At 43.2% G+C, this 24,163-nt stretch carries 23 protein-coding genes and 1 pseudogene; 13 read left to right on the top strand and 11 right to left on the bottom strand.

Features of this window, described 5'->3' with window-relative positions; translation table 11 throughout:
- Positions 1-34: 34 nt before the first annotated feature.
- From L0B17_RS04390 to L0B17_RS04355, 8 genes are all read right to left on the bottom strand, one after another.
- Positions 35-2,869: a hypothetical protein gene (locus L0B17_RS04390; RefSeq protein ID WP_235087864.1), complete on the bottom strand. Its 2,835-nt coding sequence runs from the start codon at positions 2,867-2,869 to the stop codon at positions 35-37.
- 579 nt (positions 2,870-3,448) lie between these two features.
- Complete coding sequence (locus L0B17_RS04385) at positions 3,449-4,666, bottom strand: M56 family metallopeptidase (protein WP_235087862.1); 1,218 nt, start codon at positions 4,664-4,666, stop codon at positions 3,449-3,451.
- Positions 4,666-5,040: a BlaI/MecI/CopY family transcriptional regulator gene (locus L0B17_RS04380; RefSeq protein ID WP_235087860.1), complete on the bottom strand. Its 375-nt coding sequence runs from the start codon at positions 5,038-5,040 to the stop codon at positions 4,666-4,668. The genes L0B17_RS04385 and L0B17_RS04380 overlap by 1 nt, the downstream gene beginning before the upstream one ends.
- Before the next feature lie 181 nt (positions 5,041-5,221).
- Positions 5,222-8,419 (bottom strand): efflux RND transporter permease subunit, encoded by a 3,198-nt coding sequence (locus L0B17_RS04375; RefSeq protein WP_235087859.1) that lies wholly within the window; start codon positions 8,417-8,419, stop codon positions 5,222-5,224.
- A gap of 9 nt (positions 8,420-8,428) precedes the next feature.
- The gene (locus L0B17_RS04370) at positions 8,429-9,697 is read right to left on the bottom strand and encodes an efflux RND transporter periplasmic adaptor subunit (RefSeq protein WP_235087857.1); all 1,269 of its coding nucleotides are present in this window, start codon (positions 9,695-9,697) and stop codon (positions 8,429-8,431) included.
- Between the two features lie 161 nt (positions 9,698-9,858).
- The gene (locus L0B17_RS04365) at positions 9,859-10,302 is read right to left on the bottom strand and encodes a hypothetical protein (RefSeq protein ID WP_235087855.1); all 444 of its coding nucleotides are present in this window, start codon (positions 10,300-10,302) and stop codon (positions 9,859-9,861) included.
- A gap of 21 nt (positions 10,303-10,323) precedes the next feature.
- Complete coding sequence (locus tag L0B17_RS04360; protein WP_235087853.1) at positions 10,324-10,500, bottom strand: DUF3012 domain-containing protein; 177 nt, start codon at positions 10,498-10,500, stop codon at positions 10,324-10,326.
- 88 nt (positions 10,501-10,588) lie between these two features.
- Complete coding sequence (locus L0B17_RS04355; protein ID WP_235087851.1) at positions 10,589-10,960, bottom strand: STAS/SEC14 domain-containing protein; 372 nt, start codon at positions 10,958-10,960, stop codon at positions 10,589-10,591.
- Between the two features lie 137 nt (positions 10,961-11,097).
- On the opposite strand from L0B17_RS04355, the gene arfB reads away from it, so the two are divergent.
- The 4 genes from arfB (at position 11,098) to L0B17_RS04335 (ending at position 13,693) form a co-directional block, all read left to right on the top strand.
- Entirely contained in the window at positions 11,098-11,517 is a 420-nt protein-coding gene (gene arfB, locus L0B17_RS04350) for an alternative ribosome rescue aminoacyl-tRNA hydrolase ArfB (RefSeq protein WP_235087850.1), read from the top strand.
- 108 nt (positions 11,518-11,625) lie between these two features.
- Positions 11,626-12,081: a type II 3-dehydroquinate dehydratase gene (gene aroQ / locus L0B17_RS04345; RefSeq protein WP_235087848.1), complete on the top strand. Its 456-nt coding sequence runs from the start codon at positions 11,626-11,628 to the stop codon at positions 12,079-12,081.
- 67 nt (positions 12,082-12,148) lie between these two features.
- The gene (locus tag L0B17_RS04340) at positions 12,149-12,547 is read left to right on the top strand and encodes a DUF3859 domain-containing protein (RefSeq protein ID WP_235087846.1); all 399 of its coding nucleotides are present in this window, start codon (positions 12,149-12,151) and stop codon (positions 12,545-12,547) included.
- Positions 12,548-12,715: 168 nt separating this feature from the next.
- Positions 12,716-13,693: a class I SAM-dependent rRNA methyltransferase gene (locus L0B17_RS04335; RefSeq protein WP_235089580.1), complete on the top strand. Its 978-nt coding sequence runs from the start codon at positions 12,716-12,718 to the stop codon at positions 13,691-13,693.
- 75 nt (positions 13,694-13,768) lie between these two features.
- Here the strand turns inward: L0B17_RS04335 and L0B17_RS04330 are convergent, their stop codons facing one another.
- Positions 13,769-15,529 carry an alkaline phosphatase D family protein gene (locus L0B17_RS04330; RefSeq protein WP_235087845.1) on the bottom strand — a complete coding sequence of 587 codons (1,761 nt, stop codon included), beginning with the start codon at positions 15,527-15,529 and terminating at the stop codon, positions 13,769-13,771.
- A gap of 386 nt (positions 15,530-15,915) precedes the next feature.
- Here L0B17_RS04330 and L0B17_RS04325 point away from each other — a divergent pair, with 386 nt between their 5' ends.
- The gene (locus L0B17_RS04325) at positions 15,916-16,338 is read left to right on the top strand and encodes an organic hydroperoxide resistance protein (protein ID WP_235087843.1); all 423 of its coding nucleotides are present in this window, start codon (positions 15,916-15,918) and stop codon (positions 16,336-16,338) included.
- A 125-nt stretch (positions 16,339-16,463) separates the two neighbouring features.
- Here L0B17_RS04325 and L0B17_RS04320 read toward each other — a convergent pair whose 3' ends face one another.
- Positions 16,464-16,988, bottom strand: coding sequence for a DUF3087 family protein (locus L0B17_RS04320; RefSeq protein WP_235087842.1), 525 nt, complete (start codon positions 16,986-16,988; stop codon positions 16,464-16,466).
- Between the two features lie 128 nt (positions 16,989-17,116).
- Between L0B17_RS04320 and L0B17_RS04315 the strand changes: the two genes are divergently transcribed.
- The 4 genes from L0B17_RS04315 (at position 17,117) to L0B17_RS04300 (ending at position 20,170) form a co-directional block, all read left to right on the top strand.
- Positions 17,117-17,539 (top strand): YeeE/YedE family protein, encoded by a 423-nt coding sequence (locus L0B17_RS04315; RefSeq protein ID WP_235087840.1) that lies wholly within the window; start codon positions 17,117-17,119, stop codon positions 17,537-17,539.
- Positions 17,540-17,986 carry a YeeE/YedE family protein gene (locus L0B17_RS04310; protein ID WP_235087839.1) on the top strand — a complete coding sequence of 149 codons (447 nt, stop codon included), beginning with the start codon at positions 17,540-17,542 and terminating at the stop codon, positions 17,984-17,986. It begins immediately after the preceding gene.
- A 109-nt stretch (positions 17,987-18,095) separates the two neighbouring features.
- Positions 18,096-19,151, top strand: coding sequence for a hypothetical protein (locus tag L0B17_RS04305; protein ID WP_235087837.1), 1,056 nt, complete (start codon positions 18,096-18,098; stop codon positions 19,149-19,151).
- Between the two features lie 95 nt (positions 19,152-19,246).
- The gene (locus L0B17_RS04300) at positions 19,247-20,170 is read left to right on the top strand and encodes a surface lipoprotein assembly modifier (RefSeq protein WP_235087836.1); all 924 of its coding nucleotides are present in this window, start codon (positions 19,247-19,249) and stop codon (positions 20,168-20,170) included.
- Here L0B17_RS04300 and L0B17_RS04295 read toward each other — a convergent pair.
- Positions 20,153-21,577, bottom strand: coding sequence for a S8 family serine peptidase (locus tag L0B17_RS04295; RefSeq protein WP_235087834.1), 1,425 nt, complete (start codon positions 21,575-21,577; stop codon positions 20,153-20,155). The genes L0B17_RS04300 and L0B17_RS04295 overlap by 18 nt on opposite strands.
- 144 nt (positions 21,578-21,721) lie before the next feature.
- Between L0B17_RS04295 and L0B17_RS04290 the strand changes: the two genes are divergently transcribed.
- From L0B17_RS04290 to L0B17_RS04275, 4 genes and pseudogenes are all read left to right on the top strand, one after another.
- Positions 21,722-22,210 (top strand): RNA polymerase sigma factor, encoded by a 489-nt coding sequence (locus tag L0B17_RS04290; RefSeq protein ID WP_235087832.1) that lies wholly within the window; start codon positions 21,722-21,724, stop codon positions 22,208-22,210.
- Complete coding sequence (locus tag L0B17_RS04285; RefSeq protein ID WP_235087831.1) at positions 22,207-22,944, top strand: hypothetical protein; 738 nt, start codon at positions 22,207-22,209, stop codon at positions 22,942-22,944. The genes L0B17_RS04290 and L0B17_RS04285 overlap by 4 nt, the downstream gene beginning before the upstream one ends.
- Positions 22,945-23,011: 67 nt before the next feature.
- Positions 23,012-23,335: a CC0125/CC1285 family lipoprotein gene (locus L0B17_RS04280; RefSeq protein ID WP_235087829.1), complete on the top strand. Its 324-nt coding sequence runs from the start codon at positions 23,012-23,014 to the stop codon at positions 23,333-23,335.
- A 268-nt stretch (positions 23,336-23,603) separates the two neighbouring features.
- A pseudogene (locus L0B17_RS04275) lies at positions 23,604-24,092 on the top strand (hemerythrin domain-containing protein); the annotation flags it as partial.
- Positions 24,093-24,163: the final 71 nt, after the last annotated feature.

Raw genomic sequence — 24,163 nt, 5'->3', positions numbered from 1 at the left:
GCGGCTATAAACTTAATTTACAATTAGATGAGGATTACTGTGGAAAGTAAGCCCAACCTTGACGCCAATCGTTCTGACCATCGAATGCACCAATAAAGTTGGTTGACTCGAAGAAGCTGTCATCTGTACTTAAGTCTTTACCTGTTCCAATAAGTGCTGCATCTGTTGCTGCTGGCATGCCATCAGTTAGGGTAACCGCTGTTGTTGCGTTACCTTCTTGACCCATAAACCAGGTTTCAACATTAACCGCATTAGCAGTAGCTGCATTATCAGAGCTGTATTTGAATGGTTCGTTACAGTCGATAATTGAGTGAGACATAGTTAAAGTATTGTTATTAACGTTGTCGACTAAGCCAGCATAGCTGCCATCTAGCTCTAAACACTCACCCGATTCAGTGGTACTAGTGCTACCTTTACGACCTTGCACTAACACGTTATAAAGCTCACCTGCTGTGGCTACGCGAAGTAAAATACCTTCACCTTTATCACCGCTAGCATTTTCAATATCTGTACCGGGTAAGATAGTGAAGTTAGCCAGTTTTGGCTTAGATACTGGTGTATCTGTTGCGCCTTTATGGCTGTCACCTTCGATACCGCGGTTGGCATTGCCATCTTCATGGGTAATGTAAACAAACTGTGCTTTACCGGTCCAACCGTTAGTCCAATCTAGGCTGTCGTCAAAGTTATGTGTGAGGTAAACGTATTTCAAGTTAACCGCCCCTCCCCAAAACTCGACACCGTCATCGCCATTAGCATGCACTTGAATGTGATCTACCTGAGTACCGCTGCCTACAGCAGCAAACGAAATACCGTTCATTTCTTGGGTGTCATTCACTTTAAAGCCAGCATACTTAATCACTACATAGCTGATTTGACCGCTGTTATCAGTGTTGTCGTTACCGCCATATGGGAAATCACCGACTTCAAATGATGCATCACAGGCGTTTTTATCAGGACAAGTATTGGTTAAGCCCTTACCTAAAATCACTAGGCCTCCCCATTGACCGCGCTCGCCAGTTGCACCAGCAATAACGTCTTGTTGTGAAGTCATTTCAATTGGGTGTGCTGCACTGCCCTGAGCCATAATTTTTGAACCACGGCTAACTGCGATATAGCTGTTATCTGTAGCAAACAACTTAGTGCCCGCTTGAATGGCTAAGGTAGCAGAGTTGGTCTTATCACCACCAACCACTACCGCGCCGCCGTCAATTTTGTACATCACGTTTTGACCGGCAAGCAGTGTAGTATTGCTAAGCACGTTACCTTTTAAAGTACACACTAATGTGACTGTGTCATCTTTGTATAAACCAGCAACCACTGTGTCAGCTGTAGTACCAAGTGGACAAGAGGTTAGCGTAGGTAGCTCGGTTGGCGCTGGCGCTGTGTCACCGTGAATTGCCGTTGTCCAACCTAATGTCCAATCTTTTTTACCGTCAAATGCACCAATATAAGGAGCATCGACTAAGCGATCATCAAGGTTACTTAAATCGGCTTTACCACCAGTTAACGCAACAGATGACGAGTTAGGCATATAACCCGTTAGGTCAGATGCGCCCACTAAGTTACCACTTTGACCTTGGTACCAGGCTTTCACATCTAACGCTAACGTACGACCTTCAGCAGCATCAGGCTTAGCATTCTTAAATGGCTCAACACAATCGATTAAGCTATTTTCAACGGTTAATTCACCCGTATTAGCATTGTTAACCGTGTTGTCATCGTTAACTTCTAGACATTCGCCTGAATCAACATCGCCTTTCACTAATAGGTTATAGGCTGTTACGCCTGTACCAACGCGGAACAAAATACCTTCAGCGTCGTCGCCACCAGCGTGAGTACCATTAGCCACTTGCATGGTAATGTTAGCGAGTGTTGGTTTAGACATTGGTGTGGCGCTAGCGCTTTTATTACTGTCAGCTTCGATACCACGGTTTGAACCATTATCAGCTTGGCGAATATACACATGCTGCGCGCTACCTTGCCAACCGTTAGTCCAATCTAACGAGTCATCAAAGTTTTCGGTGAGTACTACGTTTGAAATTGACACGTTACCGCCCCAAAATTCTACGCCGTCATCATTATTTAAATGCACTTGAATGTGGTCAACTTGAGTGCCACTCCCCACACCGGCAAAGCTGATGCCATTCATTTCTTGGGTATCGTTAATTTTAAAGCCGCCAAACTCCACGCGAACGTACTTGATCACCCCTGAATTGTCTTGGGTATTATCACCGCCATAACTGTGGTTACCCACTTCAAATGACGCATCACAATTGGCTAAATCAGGACAAGTGTTAACGGGTGCATTACCCAGCAATACTAAGCCGCCCCATTGACCCGCTTTGCCTGGTTGACCTAATGCTGTTTCAGCTGAAGTGAATACGATAGGTGCGGTAGCCGAACCTTCGGCCATAATTTTTGAACCACGACTAATGACTAAGTATGAATCACTGCCGCCTAAAATTTTAGTACCAGGCAGAATCGATAACTCAACTGATTTTTCATTGTCGCCACCCGCAATCACTGCACCGTTTAGCAACCATACAACGTCGTTGCCAAGCACAATCTTGTCGCCGTTTTGACCACCGGTAGAAATAGTGGATGCCGCTGTAGACGGAGCTAATGTGCCTTTTAATTCCCACACTTCTTTGCCGTTAACTGACGCAAAAGTCGTGCTTTTAGTTGCAAAGCCACTATAGGATTTTTGTTGAGCCGTTTCTGTAGGCGTTGTTGGGGTTGTGGGTGTGGTTGGTGTAACGGTATCGCTACCTGTGTTGATATTAATATCACCACCACAACCTGCAAGCCCTAAAGTTGCTGCTAAAGCAGTAGAAAGCGCCGTAAGTTTAAAAAGGTTTTTCAGTTCCATTGTCATCTCCGAAGACGGATTGCATTTCAAGTTAGTTAGGGTTTAGTGCGCGCCACAGGCATACGCATTTGCTGGTGCATAAAACTAACGAGTAAAAATGACAAAAAGACTGCTTAAAAATGACACTAACATTTCCGTAACATGACAGAATTATGTAAACCCTGTGGCAATGCAGCTTTGAGTATGTTTGAAGGGAATTATTTTTTTCACAAAAATGTCGTAAATGTATCGCATTTTGATAAATTCAAGCTTATTAGCCAGAAAAGTAATCATTAAGGAGGTAATACGCCAAGCAAGCATCTGTGCATTTGACTGACAAATAACGCTCAAAAAGGGATATCAATATTGATTAAGTATAAGGTTTAGTTGATCAAGCCAAACCTAAATAAACGCTAGTGTAATGTGAATACCAAGCGCACTATTATTTACAGGCTCTCGTACCGCGGTAAAACGACACTAGAACACAAGCTGACAATCCAGCCTTGTCGTTAATCTACTGATCTAATCAACTCACTTAAGTGGCTAATTTCAGAGACTCGTTTTAGTGGCAGTGTTTGTCGCTAACTTAGCCCACTGCTGTTAACGAACCTGTATTCTTTCGACTGATTCATCTGGCAGATGGATCACAAAGTCTAATTGAACCTGCGCCCCTTTCTGGCCCTTAGCCGAACGTTGATATTCCCACTGCTTAAGTGCAGCCAACGCTGAGTCATCAAATACCCCAGCTGGAGATGACTTGGTGACTATTACATTTGATACCTTGCCGGTTGGATTGATATCAAACGATAATTGCACATAACCATTAACCCCTTCTTTCGCCGCCTCAATAGGATAAGTCGGTTCAATACGGATTGTAGGATATATACCATCAGCTTTAGCTTGGGTATGGTTTTGACTGTCGCCAGCTTGTGCTTGCTGGTTCAAGGTGAGTGCACTAACACTTAATAACAGTGTCACCCCCATTAATACCAAGGTATTTTTACCATGTTGTTTTTTCATTTGTAAGATCCTTTCTTTGAGTATGGTTTTGTCTCCATAGTGAGTGTGTAACATGCTTAAAGGTGCATGCTGCGAGTAAGCCAATAGCGCTTTGCTATAGGCAATTTTAGAATCTGTTTCCATAGTGGCAGTCACTTGTGCATCGCATGACAGCTCTTGATCTTGTCTAAAACGACGGTAAGCAAGCCACATCAGCGGGTTAAACCAAAACATCATGGTTAAACTATAAGCCAGCACATTTGCCCATAAGTCACCGCGTTGATAATGATAAAGTTCGTGCTGAATAATGGCCTGTCTCTGATGACTATCAAGTAAGGCAAAACTGTTTGGCACCAATATTTTAGGCACAATTAGCCCGACTAACATAGGTGACTGAATACTGGGATGAATAAGCACATTAAGTTTACCTGACTCAATAGCCAAAGGTTTTGCGCGCCAGGTAAGCCGTTGCAGGTGAATTGAGACTGACACTAAATGAACCACTAGCGCCAACAGCACTGCAGCATACAGGTAAGGTAAATAGAGAAACTTAAACACGCTGCTAGACATCGATGCTGTGTCAGTGGCCAATACATAATATTGTTGAATAACGCCCAACGCTTGATTGGGACTTAACCAAGTAAAATACTGTGGTAACAAGGTTTGCAGTACATCTGCCAGCGGCAATAATGGCACGATTGCCCAAAGGCTATAGGTATAATGCGCCCCTATTTGTGACAATAGAAAACGATGTGAAATTAACAATAGTGAACACACTAAGCTAAGTAATAGGGTTTGTTCCATCAACCAACTGAACATTACTTTTGCTCCTTTTGCCAATCATCGAGCAAGGTTTGCAGCTCGGCAACATCCTCGGCCGACAGTTTATTTTTTTCAGCAAAACCTGCCACTAACGGAGTTAACTTGCCGGCAAACAATCTATCCACAAAAGAGACCGACTCTTTCAATGTGTATTCTTGCTCAGCAATTAACGGTGAGTAATGATATGTACGACCTTGTTTTTCAAAGCTCACTGCATTTTTTTTAATTAATCTATTTAACAAGGTTTTGACTGTTTTTTCGTGCATATCATGACTTTGCTCTAACGCATCAACCACCTCATTAGCGCTAAGCGGCGACCGCAACCAAAGCTGCTGTAATACTAATAATTCACTGTTACTGATTTCTTTCATGCTTAGCCACTTAATCATTTATCGTTTTCAAAGTTAGATTACAATTGTAATCTGTTTATTTAAATTACAACTGTAATCTAAAATAAGCAAGCAGTTATTTGATCTTTTTCTTAGGAATGATTGAAGTAATAAAAAAGCCCAATCAAAAGATTGGGCTTGGTGTCATCCACTTAAACAAGTGTTACTTTCCTTTATACAACCATTGATAAACCGTGGGTAATACTAATAAGGTCAGTGCGGTTGAACTGAATAAACCGCCAATAATCACTACCGCTAACGGCTGCTGAATTTCGCTGCCAACACCAGTTGATAACAAGATAGGGATCAAGCCTAAGGCAGAGGTCAGCGCGGTCATTAATACCGGACGCAAGCGGCCAACCGTACCTTCAAACACGCTGTCATATAGGGTTTCAGCCGACTGGTTATCGGCACCGGCTTGTCTGCGTTGATTAATCGAGTCCACCAGCACCACACCATTAAGTACCGCCACACCAAACAAGGTGATAAACCCAATTGAGCTAGGCACCGACAAATATGTGCCTGTGGCATACAAAGCAATTACGCCACCGATTAATGCTAGCGGTACGTTGGCCATGATCAAACAAACTTGTTTGATTGAGCCAAATGAGAAGTACAGTAATAACGCGATAAGGGTGATTGAAATAGGCACCACTAACATCAGTTTTTTCTGCGCTCGCTGTTGATTTTCATACTGGCCGCCAACCACCACTGTGTAGCCTGCGGGCAATTCGGCTTGCGGGATAATGGCATAAATATCATTCACCACAGAACCCATATCGCGACCCGATACGTTAGCTTGCACCACTACGCGGCGCTGTACATCGTCGCGGCGAATATTGGGCGGAGCCATTTCCACTTCCACATCGGCAACTTCCCCTAAACGCACGGTTGCACCGCTCACGCCGGTGAGTAATAAGTCACGCAATACGTCCGGCGAGCTGCGCTGTGATGGCATTAATCTGACATTAATATCATATCTGGCATTGCCATCTATGACTTGCCTGGCGCTAACACCACCTATACCTTGACTGACTAAACTCATCACTTGATCGACACTGATACCATAGCGTGCCAGTAATTCACGTTTAGGGCGAATCACTAATTGCGCCTCTCCACTCACCTGTTCAAGCGACACATCTACCGCGCCATCAATTTGTTGCACCCACTCTGACAATACCTGCCCCTTGGCTGATAACACCTGTAAATCAGGGCCAAATATCTTAATGGCTAACTGTGCTTTCACCCCTGACAATAACTCATCAACTCGGGTGGCTATCGGTTGTGAAAACGTCAGTAATAAACCAGGGAATACACTTAGCTTTTGTTCCATTAAGCGTTGTAATTCAAAACGGTCACTGGCACTTTGCCACTGCTCAACGGGTTTCAAGCCTATGTAAATCTCAATGTTACTCACGGGTTCTGGGTCGCCGCCTAATTCTGGCGCGCCAATACGGCTAAGGGCGTACTCCACTTCAGGAAACTCCAGTAACATTTTTTCAAGCTTGGGTGCAATGTCAGTCGAGGTTAATAAACTGGCGGTAGGCGCAAGCGTGACACGCAAATTTAAGGTGCCCTCTTCGAGTTCTGGTACAAACTCCGTGCCTAAACGCGGTAGTAATGCCATGCTACTCACAAACATGAGCGATGCAATTAACATCACCGTTTTAGGATGTGCTAACGTCATGCTAAGCAATTGACGATAAAGCCGTTCAACTGGTATCAGTAGCCAACTTTTTCTGATTACTACCCCGCGTTTAAAGGCGTAAACAGCAAGTGCTGGCACAGCAAATAACGCCACAATTAACGCGGCTATCATGGCTAAAATAATGCTGGTTGCCATAGGCTGAAACAACTTACCTTCCACACCTTCTAAGGCAAATAACGGCGCAAACACCACAATAATAATGGCCGTAGCAAAAAAAATCGGACTACAGACTTCTTTAGCCGCTTGCCAGACTTTGCTGCTAATGCTGATATTAATACTGACGTCAGCACTAGAGTTATCGTGCGCACCAAGTTTACTATCAACATTAACAACATCAGTTTGAGTCTTATGCTGGCTTAAATGTTTGAAGATATTTTCAACCATCACCACAGAGCCATCGACCAACATGCCAATCGCAACAGCCAAACCGCCCAAAGACATTAAATTTGCCGACATACCAAAGTAAGCCATCACCATTAAGGCCAGCCCTATTGAAATAGGGATAGATAACAACACCAATAAGGTTGCAGGGATATTGACTAAAAATAACGCTAAAATCACCACAATAAATACAAAGGCCATTAATAGCGCATCACGCACGGTATCGACCGCCTGTTTGACTAAATCGGCTTGATCGTAAAACACCTCAAACGTCACCCCTTTAGGTAAGGCTTGCTCAATTAAGCTAATTCGCGCTTCAATGTCGTCAATGGTTTGCTTAGTGTTAGCGCCCATACGTTTTAACACCACACCGGCAACCACTTCACCTAACTGTTTCGCTTCACCATTATCATCTCGGCGAGTCATGGTGACGGCGCCAACACGAATTTCACTGCCGTAATCGACATTAGCAATGTCCATCACTCTGATTGGCGTGCCATTAAACTCGGTTAGCGGAATGTGCTTAATGGCTGCTATCCCTTCATCACCTGGTGGTAATAAACCATAGCCGCGCACCACTAATTGCGATTGCCCCTGGTCCATAAACCAGCCGCCCGCATTACGGTTATTGCTTTCAAGAGCTTCAATCACTTGCTCCATGGTGAGTGAGTAACTGCGCAGCTTATTTAAGTCAATTTGCACTTGGTATTGTAGTACTTCGCCACCAAACGACAATACTTCAGTCACGCCACTAACGGGCATCAATATCAGCTTAACCAGGTAATCATTAATGCTGCGAAGCTCGGCTGCGGCCACACCAGATTCTGGTGTGGCCCGTAAAATGTATTGATATATTTGCCCAAGCCCTGAGGTATTGGGGCCGATTTCAGGGGTGCCAACACCTGCAGGAATCGACTCTTTTGCCGCTTGTAACTGCTCAAATACTTGTTGGCGTGCAAAGTAAATATCAGTGCCTTCGGCAAACACCACTGTGACAATAGACAGGCCAGTACGCGATAGCGATCGCACTTCGGTTACCGCTGGTAAAGCATACATAGCTGATTCAACCGGATAACTTATCAGCTTTTCAACTTCTTCGGCGGCTAAGCCTTCAGCGGCAGTATTAATGGTGACCTGCACATTGGTCACGTCGGGAAATGCATCTAAATTTAACTTTGGCAGTATCGCAATACTGCCAAGCATGGCGGCGAATAAGGCCAATATCACTAGCAGTCGCTGCTCAATGGTTGAACGGATTAATTTAGCTAACATAGCAGCCTCCTAGTGGTTGTGAATATCAAAGCCAGATTTAGCCAATTCAGACGCCAAAAAGAAGGCCCCTGATACCACCACTTGCGACCCACTTTCTATACCAGTAATTAAATTCAGCCCGCGTTGACTTTGTAGCACTTCAATTTCAACCGCTTCAAAACCCTCTTTATTTTCAACAAAGATTTGCCAGTCACCATCACTGCTGCGGGTTAATGCGCTGTCGGGGACAATAATGCCGTTTAGTGAAGATAATGCAGTGGTTTGTGCTGATTTATCGCCCTTTGGATCACTTTGCTGAAAGTACAACTCTGCAAATTCACCCGCATGTAAAACGTGCTGCGGATTAGCCATACTGATCCACACTTGCTCGGTACGGGTAATCGCATTTAGCTCATGGGAGCGACCAATCACTACACCAGTGACATTACGTTGGCCAACACGCACCAGAGCCGATTGCCCAATATCGACTCGTTCCGATTGCCTTGGTGTTAGCTGCGCTTCTACCCATAAAAATGACTCGTCGGTTAACTGCATTAACGGCGTCCCCGCCTCTAATACTTGACCTAACATGGCTTCATCTTGTTGTACTCGGCCACTGATTGGCGCTAAAAGCTGAAACTGACCAATAGATTGAGGTGAAGTGGTTAAGGTCAATATTTGCTTATTAGTCATCATGGTGGCGTTTAATACCGCCCGCTTTAGTTCTGCATTAACCTCGGTGCGCATTTTCTCACTGGCACTAATGGTCCCTTTACTCATTCGACTTACCCGCTGCCATTCTGTGGCGGCATTAATATAGTCAGCCTGTGCCTGGGCTATTTCGGTGCCACCTAAGGTTAACAGCGCCTGGCCTTTAACCACTTGCTGACCCGGCACCACATGGCGTTTTAATACTTGCATCGCCAGTTGCGGCGCTATGGTCACGGTTTTATCTTTATCGACCACCAGCTGGGCAGTGGCGACTGAGGTTAAATCAAATGGACTAAATGTCAGCGTTTCTACTTGAATATTAGCAAGTTGACGCTGTGATGGCGTAATAATCAATGCAGCTGCATGTTCTTGCTCAGCCTTATTTAAATCAGCATTAGTTAAATCAGACTGAGTTAACGCTTCCGCTTGCGCATGATTTTCGCCCGCAATTAATTGGCAAGGTAATAAAAGCAACGGGATTGCCATTAAAACAGCACGGTAATAGAGGTTACTTTTACAATAAGCAGAAGTATTAAATAACCCAGTTGCAGACATAAAGGTCGGCAGTAAAGTAGATAAAAATGTCATGATAAATCCTAGAATTCAAACATAACTGAAGTGAGCACTCTTGCTGCTATGACTTAAAGCTAAGCAGCTTTAAAGGCAAAAAAGTACTAATTCAGCTACTAAAAAGATTCAAGCTTGCGTGTTGTCACGGCAAACTGACCATAAAGTGAATTAAACAGGATTTACGCTATTGGAGGGCGGTACGATGCACCTAAAGCAGGTGCTAAATATGAAGGTGTCATTTGTAGCGGTTGTTGAGTAATTTGTGTTGCGGCGTCAACATTATCAGGAATAACAATGGCCACTAAACCGCCATGACATTGGCAGTCTAGGCATAAATCAACCATTTTGTCTGTTGGTGCTGGGTGAGAATGATCATCGGTAGGAGCATGTTCGCGGGCACCATCGGCAGCACAACTGCACTGAATACATTCAGCCAGCACAACCAAGGCTGTCATATCCACATTAGCGCTAAACTGAATATGCTCGTGATTAGCTTGCTCTTCAGTACTATTGCCAATATGTAATTGATGGCCACCCAAATTCGCGCCGGTAAACTGCAGCACAATAACCACAACCAAAAACTTGATTGATTGCATCATTGAAAACGAATTAAGGTGGCTCATGTAAATCATCTAAAACGGCGTTTATTTAAATACGCAGTGTTTAGCATAATCGGCCGCTTCATTGGCTGACCAATCACCACTCTTTTTATCTTTCATTTGCTTACACCAGGCATCACTACCCACTTCAGGCGTACATGCTGCTAAGCCTAAGGTGAAAATACCCACTGCCGATAATGCTAATAATTTTTTGAATAACATAGTATTTCCTTGATGTGTTAACACTGAATTAGACAAGTTGCCTTAATTCTTATAATACAAATTTTTTGTCATGATTAAGCTGTCACAATTAAGCTTTGTGCTGTGATCGTTTGGTAATCCAATTAATGGCATCTTGCTTTTGCGCTAATGGAAACCAGGCTACTTCACCTTGCATAAACGGTCCCATTAATCTAACAGAGTTACCCACCCAGTCAGGGCCGCCAACAAACACTAATGCATCAAACTCAGGCAACTGTACTTCACCACTGCCGGTTAACGAGCCAAACTCCCACCCCTCTAACAGCACATCGGCTTCAATATACAAGCACACTTGACCCCAGTCTTTGCGGTAAGATTTAATCGCGGGTTGTAAACATGCGCGATAATCTTTGGCAGACAAACGCCCGCTTACAAACAGGCTAATAACGCCTTTGGCGATATCAGAAATTTGGCATAACATAAACAGCTCCGGTGTCATGGCTAAGTAGCCATAAAATTGGTCTACCAGACATTCACTTCAATGACGCGAATCATAACAAATATTACTGTCGCCAATATATAACTATTTTTAATCTAAAAAGTGATACCCTTTACAGTATGATAAATATTACTAATAGCGTAACCATCGAAGACAAAGAAATTGAGTGGCAATTTGTGCGCTCAAGCGGTGCGGGTGGGCAACATATCAATAAAGTGTCTACCGCTGCACAACTGATCTTCGACATCAATCAATCGTCGTTACCTGACTTTTATAAACAAAAGCTGTTAACTAAAGCTGATCACCGTATTACCCAAAGCGGTAAAATCATTATTAAGTGCCAGCAATCTCGCAGTCAAGATTTCAACCGACAGCAGGCATTAGAGCAATTTATTTTGCTGGTAAAAAGCGCCACCATTGTCGCCAAAAAGCGTATTGCAACCAAAGCGACTAAAGGCAGTCAAAAACGGCGTATTGAAACCAAAAAACAACGCGGCGCCACTAAAGCATTGCGCCAGGGTAAGCCAAAGTTTGATTAATTGACTTGCTTGAATAAATTTAAGTTTACTGAATAGCTAACTTGGGTTAAAAACAAGCTAACTGAAATAATAAATAACCTCTCCTAGTGTGATTGCCAAAGGATTATCATGAGCCAAACCGCAAAAATTTTATTAGTTAATGGCCCTAATTTAAATTTACTGGGACGTCGTGAGCCAGGCCATTACGGCACACAAAACTTGGCGGCCATAGTGTCTGAATTGCAAGGACCTGCCAGTGCTGCGGGTGTAGTACTCGACCATATTCAATCTAATGCGGAACATGAAATTATTGATGCGATTCATGCAACCGACGCACAGTTTATTATTATTAATCCGGCGGCATTTACCCATACCAGCGTAGCCATACGCGATGCTATCTTGGGCGTTGCTATTCCGTTTATTGAAGTGCATTTATCCAATGTTCATGCCCGAGAGCCATTTAGACATCACTCGTATTTTTCTGATAAAGCCATTGGCGTTATTTGTGGCTTAGGCGCACAGGGTTATCAGTTTGCCCTGCAAGCTGCACTGAAACACCTACAAGATAATAATGCGCAGCATTAGTTTTAAGCAGTATGTTTCGCCGCTAGCATCTGGCGATGAGTAATTTAAGATAGTAAAGGTGTTGTTCGTGAGTAAACTTAAGCCCAATGTCAGCATTGTTTACAGCGGCATTTTTAGTCAATGGGACAGCAAAAGTGAAAAGTTGCCACAATTTTTACAGGCAACAGTGCATGTTCCTGCCACGCTAGATATCGAATTTGGCTTTATCGTTCGTATTCGCAAAGCTAAAAACCAGCGGCTACGTTATTGCATTTATCACCCCAATATACCGGATGCTGAGGGCAATATTCGTCCGCCTTTTGACGGTGAAGTTTTTATTAAACAAAACGATTGGCAATTTTATTTAGGTGATTGTATCTGGGCGCCGGTTAGCAATAAAACCGGAGATTGGCGGATGACGCTAGAACTGAACGATAAAATTGTTGCTGACAAAACATTTAAGGTTCACCCAGTGTCAGATAATTAATCGCTTAAATAAACCTTGTCGTTATTCGAAACCACATAAAATTCTCTGATATAATAGTCGGCTTGCAACCATATTCAAGCGGCTTCTCTTATGACCACTCAAACGCCTTCTACCCCTTCATTAATACCATCAGATGAAATAGATTTTAGTAAAGTGCTCGCTGATGCCATGCTAAAGCGCCAAGCCTTTTTTGCTCAAGCTAAGCTAAATAACACTGACTGCTACCGGGTATTTCATGGCACAGTTGAAGGCGCTAACGGCTTAAACATCGACCGCTATGGCGATGCCTGGTTGGTGCAGTCTTTTCATGACACGTTGAGTGATGTGCAACTTAAAAAAATTACTGATGTTTTATCGCTACATGGCGATTTTTTTGTGGTTTACAACGACCGCTCACATAAGAACTCTCGCGTAGCAAACAACTTAGTCAACGAAGCACAAGACTATGCTATGTCGGAACAAGTGATGCATGAAAACGGTATCGCCTTTACCACTAAGTTACGCCATGAAGGCCAAGATCCATTACTGTTTTTAGACATGCGTATTGGCCGTGAATACATGTATAAGCACAGTCAAAATAAAACAGTGTTGAATCTATTTTCATATACGTGCGGTATTGGTACTGCGGCCGCCGTTGGCGGTGCCAAACGGGTAATGAATGTCGATTTTTCATCTTTTGCATTAGCAGCAGGCCAGAAAAATGCCACGCTGAATAAAGTGGAATCTGTATGTGAGTTCATACAAAGCGATGCGTTTCCAGCCTTGCGTCAACTAGCCGGTTTACCCGTTGGCGGACGTCGCAATCAAAAACTGCCAAAGTTTCCTAAGCTGGCTAAAACCAGTTTCGATTTAGTGTTTTTAGACCCGCCACGTTTTGCCAAAAGTGTCTTTGGGGTGGTGGATTTAATTAACGATTACCAGGGTTTATTTAAACCCGCCATGCTAACCACTAAAGCGGGCGGCACTATAGTGTGCTGTAATAATGTGGCTAAAGTGGAACGTCAAGCATGGTTGGACAGTTTAATTCGCTGCGTTGAAAAGCAAGGTCGAAATATTCTTAATATTGAATGGCTGAATTGTCACCAGGACTTCCCTTCTTTTGATGACAACCACCCACTAAAAATTGTCGCGCTCACCATAGACTAAACTAGCCATTTATCACCTCAGGCAATGAACACTTAAGCCAATATCACCACTCATATTGGCTTAAGAGTGAGATTATTAACTAATAATAATTTTGGGTTGTTGGGCTTTAACGGTTGCGGATGCAGAACGCTCAACTACTGTCGTGAATGACTTATCTTTAATAGTGTTTACATACAGCCACTCGCTACTTGCTTCTTCGGCATTAAATGTCAGTAATAAGTAACCACGATCTTTTAAATTAGCATATTTTAAATCAGTAACAAGATTAACAATTGCTGCTTCCGTTGCCGGCATTTCATCATCTGATAGACCCAAATAATATTCCAACCCTGGTGAAGACACTGAGCTAGTTGCAAACTCAACCCCAACCGTATCTCCCTGATTGTCAACAAGTTCACTGGCCCAAGCATTGTGAGTGTCACCCGCCACAACCACAAGATTATGTTGCATCGATTTTGCCGTCGCTAAAATAACTTCACGCTCATAGGCATAGCCATCCCAAGCATCTAAATTATAAGGAATTGATGGCAATTGAAGTAAGGTTATCACCTCAGGGGTCAGCTGGCTTTGATTTGCTTGTAAATACGCTAACTCTTGCGCAGATAATGTCGGATCGCCCGCCTGCGCACGCGCGGCTAATTGAGCTAACGTCGTCAGCTGAGCAAATTGAGGAATACTCATTTGTTGCGTCGCTATCGCCGCTGGTAGCAACATTTTGCCCATCAACACTTGCTGTCCTAGCACCTGCCACTTAGCTGTGGATTCAAGTAATGTTTGCTGTAACCATAATAATTGAGATTGGCCTAGCATGGTGCGATTAACATCCGTTACATCACCTAAAAAGGCGGCGCTATTAAATGCCTTTGTTGCCGGGTCCATGTAGTTAGCATAGTCTAGCTGTTTGTCTCGCCCCAGCAATCGAGTATCTAGCATATGTAAATCCACTAAATCACCATAGTTAAAGCTACGATAAATCTCTTGATGGTTACCTTCACTCCAAGGACGAATGGGCAGCCATTCAAAATACGCTTGCAGTGCCGCTTGCTTACGTAAATCAAAATCCCCTTCATTGTCATTGTGATTTTCAGCACCCTCTCGCCAGGTGTCATTAGCCACTTCGTGATCGTCCCATACCGTGATAAAAGCGACTTTTGCATGCAGTTTTTGCAAACTCATATCACTACGGTATTGGGCGTAACGCGTGCGATAATCATTAAGTAATAATAACTCCCCCGCAGGTAATACTTCACGACCTAAAGCCGCCGCATCTTCACTGGCATACCCGCCACGACCGTATTCATACAAGTAATCTCCCAGATGAATAACCGCATCCAAATCATCGCGCTGAGCCGCCAATGCGTATACATTGAAATATCCTGCTGGATAGTTTGCACATGACATCACAGCCAATTTAACTGAATCAACAGTGCCTTCTGGTAAGGTTTTAGTCATGCCAACGTCTGAAATATATTTACCCGATTTAAAGCGATAAAAGTATCCTTTGCCAGCGTCAAGGCCAACCGCATCAATTTTCACCGTATAGTCACGTTTAGCATTGGTTTTCATTACGCCGTTAGTGACTATTTGGCTAAAATTAGCATCTCGGGCCACTTCCCATGACACTGTGATATCAGCTTCAACGTCTGGAGTAACTCTGGTCCATAAGATCACAGCATCTTTGGCTGGGTCGCCACTGGCAATACCCTGCAAAAATTGGCCAGAGTAGATGGCTTCATCATCGCTGTTACAGCCCATTAATCCATATGACACAACGACCGCACTAACTCCTTTGGCTGACATAGCTAAAAAATCGCGACGACTTAACCCTGTTTTCATTCGATATTCCTTATTGAACTCATGATGATGTCTGCATGCTAACCACCTCAACAGGTCAGACAAGTTCGGCTATTGTGCTAATACAGAATGACAATCAAATGACAAAATCATTACACAATGGCTTTATCATCCAACTTTAGTTAAATTTTGAGCCACAAATGTCATCACAAAGGTTGATATATGACGATGAACTGGGCTGAGATATCGAGCTTGATTGGGCTGAAAACTCGCCTTTACGTATGAGGTTATATTAATAAAACAGTTGGGTTGATGATTAACACAAATTAAATTGCGCGCAATTTAATTGCAAATTGAAAAAACATAACCTATAGTGAATACAACTTAATTGCGCACAACTTAATATTACTTATTTTTGAGGTATTTCTATGACAACTTTATACACAACTTCAGCAACAGCGTTAGCAGGTCGTAATGGTCAAGTGACTACAGATGATAAAAAACTCGATGTCGGCTTGAGCTATCCAAAAGAAATGGGAGGCACTGGCGAGCACACTAACCCTGAGCAGTTATTTGCCGCGGGCTATGCAGCCTGTTTCTCGAACGCCATTTTACATGTAGCACGTGAAATGAAAGTCGCTATTAAAGCTGCGCCAACAACCGCTACTGTGGGTATAGGTCCGAATGATAATAAGGGGTTTGCGCTTACTGTCGCATTAGCGGTTGAATTAGATTTAGCGCAAGATGATGCGGTTAAGCTAGTTCAGGCTGCTCACCAAGTGTGTCCATATTCGAATGCGGTTCGCGGTAATATTGATGTGAAGCTAACGGTTAACAGCATTGCTATCTAACGGTTTAAGTACGTTAAATATGATTGAATTTGTTCTAACAAAAAGCCAAGGTTTCCACCTTGGCTTTTTTGTGTTAATTGACTAATTAGACAGTGATATAAAATCAATTACGGTTAAATCATACTTTAAAAATCACTTAACAGTTCAACGCTGAAATCATCTGCATTACAGTTTAAGTTACTATCTTGAATTTTTTGCTCTACCAGACTGACTTGTCGATTGACTTCTTCCATGGTCAAAGTATTGTTATCTAACTCATAAACAATCGCTAAACTTTTATAATAAAAACATAATACGATTAGTGCATTTACATTATTATCAGCGGCAGCTTGTTGAACCGCATTCAATTTTCGGTAAATTTTATTTTGTAATTGCTTCAGCTGCCAAACGTAATAGACGTCAGCATATTGTGGTTTTTTACGGCCATGCTTTACCACTAAAGTGCATAGCATAAGCCCCATAATTACGCCGCCAAAGTTAAAATAGAAGTTTCCCGTTGGTTGGCCAGATACCACTGTGGTAGACCCTAATAGTGCAATTAACATTTGACCAAACACTAATGACGAAATCGCTAAAATGGCTATCACGCCAAATTGGACTTGATTAGTCATCTTGCGATACTGCGGTTTATCTACATGCCTTAATTTCATCTATATGGCTCTTAACTTTCAATAATAGCGCCATTATACCTGCTTAATGTGAATCACTCATTAACCATACTAGGTTAATTTTTGCCATATGATAAACTGTTATTTTTATCTCATTAAGTGAAATAAACATGACTGAATTCACCCCCATCAGCGCGTTAATAGGTGGCGCACTTCTTGGTTTTGGCGCATTACTGTTGTTGGTAGTTAATGGGCGCATTGCTGGAATATCTGGCATTTTAAGTGGCGCTTTACAATTCAACACCCCTCATACGAGCTGGCGCTGGGCTTTTTTAGGGGGATTAATTGCCAGTGGGTTACTCGCTCCTTTTGCTAGTCTGACTTTACCTACCACATTAGATGCCAGCTGGGGATTAACCATTTGTGGCGGATTTGTTGTGGGGTTTGGAGCTTATTTAGGCGGAGGCTGTACAAGTGGCCATGGTATTTGCGGCATAGGTAGAATGTCCGTACGCTCCATAGTCGCAACGATAGTATTTATGTTGGTCGCTGCAATTGTGGTGTTTATCAACCGTCATGTTGTAGGAGGATAAATGAGCCAATACCGTCATTCACCTTCTCTTATACGTGCACTAGTCGCGTTTATTGCTGGCAGTTTATTTGGACTGGGCTTAACTGTTACCCAAATGGTTGATGCTAATAAAGTACTTAATTTTTTAGACGTTTTTGGCCAATGGGACCCAAGTCTTGCGATTGTGATGGCTGCAGGACTAAGTGTATTCAGTATCGGTTATATGCTGTTAGTCAAACCGAAAAGTAAACCGCTATTAGACAATCAATTCTTTTTACCTACCAAAAAACATATCGATAGAAAGTTATTAATCGGCGCATGCTTATTTGGCTTAGGCTGGGGATTAGTGGGTATTTGTCCAGGGCCTGCTATTGTTAACTTAGCCAATTTAGACGGTAAATTTATTGGGTTTGTCATCGCTATGCTAGTCGGTATGTTTATTGGCAGAAAACTCCCTTTAAAAGGGTAAAAAATAACAATAATGAACTCATAAAAAAATTATTTTCAAAATAAATGGAATAGAACCTGTAGTTGTCTCGTTATCACAGTGTCAATAACGACATTACGAGGGAATTACCATGAAAACATTATTTAAACCAACTCTGATCGCACTAGCTTGTTTTTCATCAATGGCAATGAGTGCTGAAATGACCGCGTCGACATCACTATCTGCTCAAACAGATGTTCAATATAGTCAGGGGCAAGCACAAAACAATCGTGCCAATGCTAATGTGCAAAATACCAATAGCACATCAACATCGAACCGCTCTGACACAAGCAGCTCAGCGATTAGCAGTTCAACTGCAAGCGAGTCGAATTCAAACCTAGCAAGTACTGATCAAACTGTCGTAAATGACTCTAAAGCAACTGACGCTGAAGCAACTGAGGCTGCAGAAAAAAATAATTCCGCATCAATGTCTGTTGGATCAGCAACTGCATCAGGCAGCCAATTTTTAGCCTCAGCCCCAACGGCTGAAGCCGTAACCACTTTAACCTCATCTGTTGATGCCTCAATGGCAACCGCAGACTCTGTAAGTTTATTTACCACAAATCAATTAACCACTCTGGCCACTGACGGTACGGTAGTCACTAACAACTTTGCCAACCAACTCTCTGCATCGACTGAAGCACTCTCATCAACAATGCAGGCATCGGGCTCAGCTGCATTAGCGGCGTCTACAGGTACAACGGCTAATTTAGCGTCAAGCTCTTTAAGTGGTGCATCATCTTTTGGTAACTCAGCTGAATTGGCATTAGCTGATACGACTGAAGGTACTGTGGCTATGGCGTCAACAAGTGCTGTAGATACTGCAGCAAATAACAATGCAGTCACAACTTCAGTAAAAGGTGCCGTCAATAGCGCTCAACAACTGCAAGCCAACATCAATGCCGATACACTCCTTGCCACCAGCAACGCAGTATCGGCTGCAACAAACTCTGCGGTATCTAGCGCGACATCAGCGGCTGTCAATGCAAACGCATTGAATGCCGTTCAACAACAATTACAAGCCAATGCCAGCGAGCTAGTGCAACAAAATGCGCGTGAGCAAGTGACCCAAGCCGTAAGTCAAACCGTGAGCGCTGAAGTCAATAACACTATCCAAAACACTATTCGCTTATCGAGTGGTTTATAAGCTCACTATGGGTATCCGTTAATCTCTCGCAATCTATGCCGGCAGTTATGCCGGCTTATTTTCAACCATTTCTATCAATTCTAATTGGAGCCAAGATGATGGCCTTATCTTATCGTTACGCCGCTATTTCAACCGCCATAGTTATCGCAATTGGCTCTTCTTCAACATACGCTAAAGCAAGCTCAGATGACTTGTCACTCAGCGGTAAAGTAAAAGCAGGGATGGAATATCAATCTAACGTTAACATCAGTGAACTTGAGCAAGCGAGTGGCGAGTCTGACACCGCCGTAGTACTTGATGCCCAAGTGGACTTAGGTTGGCAAATTAGCAACAAGGTCCGCCTAGACAGCGGCTACAGCATTAATGAAAAACGTTATCAAACTGCCAGCGATTACGACTCGCGCTTACAATTGGCTTTTGTGGACATGAGCTACGCAATATCGACAACCACTATAGGTGCAAGTGTTTACCACGCTCAAGCAGATTTAGATAACAGCGACTTTTTAACCTTAAACCAAGCTAGCGTGTATAGCATGCACACGCTAAACGACAGTTGGTTTCTTCGCCCTAGTGTGATGGTCGCAGATAAACAGTTTAGCCAATTTGCAGCGCGCGATGCTAAAAACTATACCGCTGGTTTGGATTCATTTTGGTTCTTTAATCAAGGTCAGCGTTTTATTTCACTTGGGGTGACCTATGAGGATGAAAAGACCCAGAGCCCTGAATTTAGTTATACTGCACCGGGAATGACTGCTCGGGTATCCAATCAGTTTTCACTGTGGCAGTTGCAACATAAACTTCAATTCGGCGTTAAGTTAACTCAACGTGGCTATCAGACCCAAAACGACGGCAATGACCGAGATGATGTACAGCAGCAGTATGATGCGAAATGGGAAGTTAACTTTGGTCAGCATTGGGCTGTATTAACCTCAATCGAGTATGGTGATTTTCAGTCAACACTAAGCAGTGCAAATTATGATGACACTCGAGCTGGATTAATGTTACAGGCCAGTTTTTAACGGTCGAGTGAGTAAGCCATAACCATACTGATTGTCTTTGCCTGGCACACCTAGGTCTAGCGCCTGTTGCTGTAATTGCGTAACAACCTGTACTAACGTTAGCTCTGGCATACTAGCAAGCAGACAAGCAACTTTAGCGCTGACCAATGGAGCTGCTATTGAAGTACCACTCTCGCGCCCGATGCTTCCATCAGCGCGAGTGGTTAATACCTTAACTCCCAATGCTGCAAAATCGATATACTCCCCTTGGTTAGCCCAGCGATACAACACCTGAGTATCATCAACTGCAGTCACCGCAATCACACCATCGTAAGCGGCAGGATATAAAGGCACTGCAGCCAGGCCTCCATTACCTACCGCGGCAACTAGAATAATATTTTTTGCCACTAGACGTGTCACCACTTGGCTCAACACTGCATTATCCGGCCCCGTTAGACTCATGTTAATCACTCTACTTTGTTGTTCGACTAACCAGTTGAGTGCTTGCAAAATACTGTCCAGTGTCGCCCCTTGCTGATAATCATTTTGGGCATAAAACGCCCCTGCACTGTATAAAGTCAATGATGGTAAGAGTGGGCTTAAGTCAGTGTTATCACCCGCTAAAACGCCGGCAACGGCGGTACCATGACTGTATGATTTTGGTATTGCCTCTGGCAAAAAATGACGCTGTATTAGTCGAAAGCGATTAACCTCAGTAGGCCAAGCTGCATGATCAACCAAAATGGCGGTATCTACCATACCGAGTGTAATGGGTAACTCACACATTGCCGCCAATTTAGTCTCGACAGCGGTCGACATCAGCTCGTTTGACGCTTGGGGAATATCTTCAGAAGTTTGAGGCTGGTAGAGAAAATTACGACTGAGATAAGGTGCCAGAAGTTCAGGTAACTGCTGACGCAACATGGTCATATTATCTAATGACTCAGGCACTTTAATCTTGATTAATTGCAACCCTAAACTGTCTAGGTTTTTGCGAGTTTGCACCAGCTTGCTTAACGCGGGAACCGTAGCCACCAACTCCTGCCATTGGCTTGGTGATACCAACAGTAACCATTCTCTCTCAATGGCTCGCAAGCCTAATTCTACCTGAACATCATTCCAAAGTAGCTTGCCATGGTTATCAATAATGGGGACAACTGCCGGTAACTGTAATAGAGGGTCTAGCAGTTGCGCTTTGGTGACAATGGATTGCTGTAGCTGTTGTTCAATTAACCTTTGTTGTTGAAGTTGCTGCATACGCTCAGCATTACGATTCATAGTGCGGTCCAAATTATCGACCACTGTGTTAGGTAGGGTTGTTATGGGAAGCAGTTGTGCCGAAGCAATCACTGGCACAAATGCCAATAATGACGTCAACCCAAGTGCAAGTACTAATAACGTCAGTTTATATTTTTTTATTGTTCTCATTGATTAACCTAATTTTGCCTATAGTCTGTAAGATGAAAACGTCTGACAACAACAAAAATTCCCTCCCTGCTGGAATAAACTTCCCCATTGGACCGTTAACAATGGTAAACCGACTTTGGGACGAAGAGGAGTATATCTTAAAATATGAAGACAGAATTAACCACACTACTGCCGGCATTAAGACGCTTTGCCTACTCATTAACAGGCTCAATGCACGATGCCGATGATTTAGTGCAAAACACTTTATTGCGGATCCTTAAGTCGCCGCCACCGGAAGATGTCCTGTTAGCTAAGTGGGCTTTTAAAATATGCCGGAATCAATGGATTGATGACTATCGCTCACAAAAAGTGCGCACGCTAGCCACCGCAAAACCTGAGTTACAAGCTGAAAATTACAGCGATGGTGAAGCCGATGTCATTAACGATATTACCTTAGATGAAGTGAATCTAGCAATGAACAGCTTATCGGACGAACAACGTGAAGTTCTATCGCTTATTGCTGTTCAAGGTCTGAGCTACAGTGAAGCCGCTGATATTCTGGCTATTCCAGCAGGCACGATCATGAGCCGTTTAGCGAGAGCGAGAGTCAATATGGTCAATTATTTTAAGCAACCTAACGGGAGCATGGCATGAACTTAAGTGATGAAACTTTATCGGCATTTTTAGATGCTGAATTACCCGAAGCAGAAATGGAGCGTGTTAGGCTCGCGCTGATAGACAATGACATGATTGCTGAACGCTTAGCAGATCTCGCCATGATAGATCCTATGGTAACAAACTACTATCAAGCTATCGATCAACAACCGATCCCCGAAGCCACCATGACCCTGCTTGAGGAATCGACTTCAGCAGCGACTAACGTAATTGTTTTTCCTTGGTGGCGCAAAGCACAACAACAAGTGCAGCAATATGCGGCAGCGGTTGCCGTGATTGCTTTATTAGTAGGTTATGGTGTGTCTCAATTAGACACTCAAACTCAAATCGAACCTGATATTGCCGGTTTAAATACCGCAATTACCGAGCAACTCACCCACTTACCTAGTGGAGTGGCAGCACAGCTAGATGACGACAGCACTCTGTCTATTCAACTAAGCTTTTATAATCAGCAAGGTGAATTTTGTCGACAGTATAATAAGCAAAAACAACAGCTTTTCAGCGAAAATGTCGCCTGTCAGCAACAAGGTCAATGGCAACAAATGGCTAAGGTTGAATATACTCTCGACCCCGTCTCTCAAGCTGAATATCAAACAGCCAGCGGCGGCTCAGCTATTGATACTGTATTAGATACTCTAATGGTTGGCGCGCCACTGACACCCACACAGGAGCATCAAGTCCTGAGCACGTTAGCCAATAAAAACACTCAATAATCGCAATGCGGGCTAATATTTTTATCCCGCACTATTGGGTACATCATTTTGTATCAGAGGTTTATGCATGTGTAATAAGATCGCGTTTTTAGCTGTTTTCATCCTTATGTTACTCAGTGGGTGTACTAGTCACACTAAGCCTCAGTCGTTCCATCAAGCTGATGGATATCGCTATACTGAGCATCGAATTACTGATAATTATTTTATTATCAGTGTAGTAGGAAAAAATAAAGTTCTCGTCCCCAAAAATGCTTTGGCACATGCAGCAATACTGACCGAAAAGCAAGGATACGATTGGTATATTATTGTCGAACAAGATCCTGTATCTGCATTTAAATCGTCTTTTCAATCGAGAATAGAAATTCGCATGGGTAAGGGGGTTAAACCTTAGATGCAGTGCCTTGAATGAGCAAGCCACACCTTGACGAGCAACGTTAAATCACAACACTACAGGTTATGCCTAGCTTACTGACCAGTGCCCCAAAAAATAAATTTCTGCACAGTTACAGGTCAAAAATTGTGATTAGCCTAACAGAACAGTGAGGATTCGCTTGCACCGTCAAAAGATGCATTTAAAATCCTACTTTACTATTTGCCTCTCTGGAATTGCAATGTTTACCTTTGAATCATGCGCACCTGAACACCAAGCACAACTGGCTGAATTAGATAAATTGTCATTGATTGAGTTAGTTGATCATATTGAGGCTACCCACCATAAGTACGTGCGTGACACTGCACCGTTATTGCAAGAATATAGCGCAAGAATGGTCAATGCCCATGGTGATGACCATGATGAAATATTGCCTTTAGCTCAATGGGTAAATGCATTAGTGGCTGAGTTAATGCCGCATTTAATGAAAGAAGAACGCATTTTATTTCCTGCTATACGCTCATTAAGTTTAGGGCAAGCAGTCAATGGTTGTTTTGCTCACATAGGTAATCCCATTAATGTGATGGTACATGAGCATGATAATGCCGCTGAGATCTTGGTGAAACTGAGACAGATTACGCATAACTATCAGGTGCCAGAAGGCGTTTGTAACACATGGCGTACCTGCTACAAAACCTTGGCAGAGTTCGATGCGGACTTACAAATGCATATCCATCTTGAGAACCATCTGCTTTTTCCAAAAGCATTGGCATTATAAAAGCGAACTGCAAACTTCTTCTTCTCCACTTGGTTCGTCATTACCTGAATGACATTTATTTGCTGGTATCC

It is taken from the genome of Shewanella sp. OMA3-2 (assembly GCF_021513195.1).
Taxonomy (GTDB): Bacteria; Pseudomonadota; Gammaproteobacteria; order Enterobacterales; family Shewanellaceae; genus Shewanella.
This window is presented reverse-complemented; position numbering and strand designations above follow the sequence as displayed.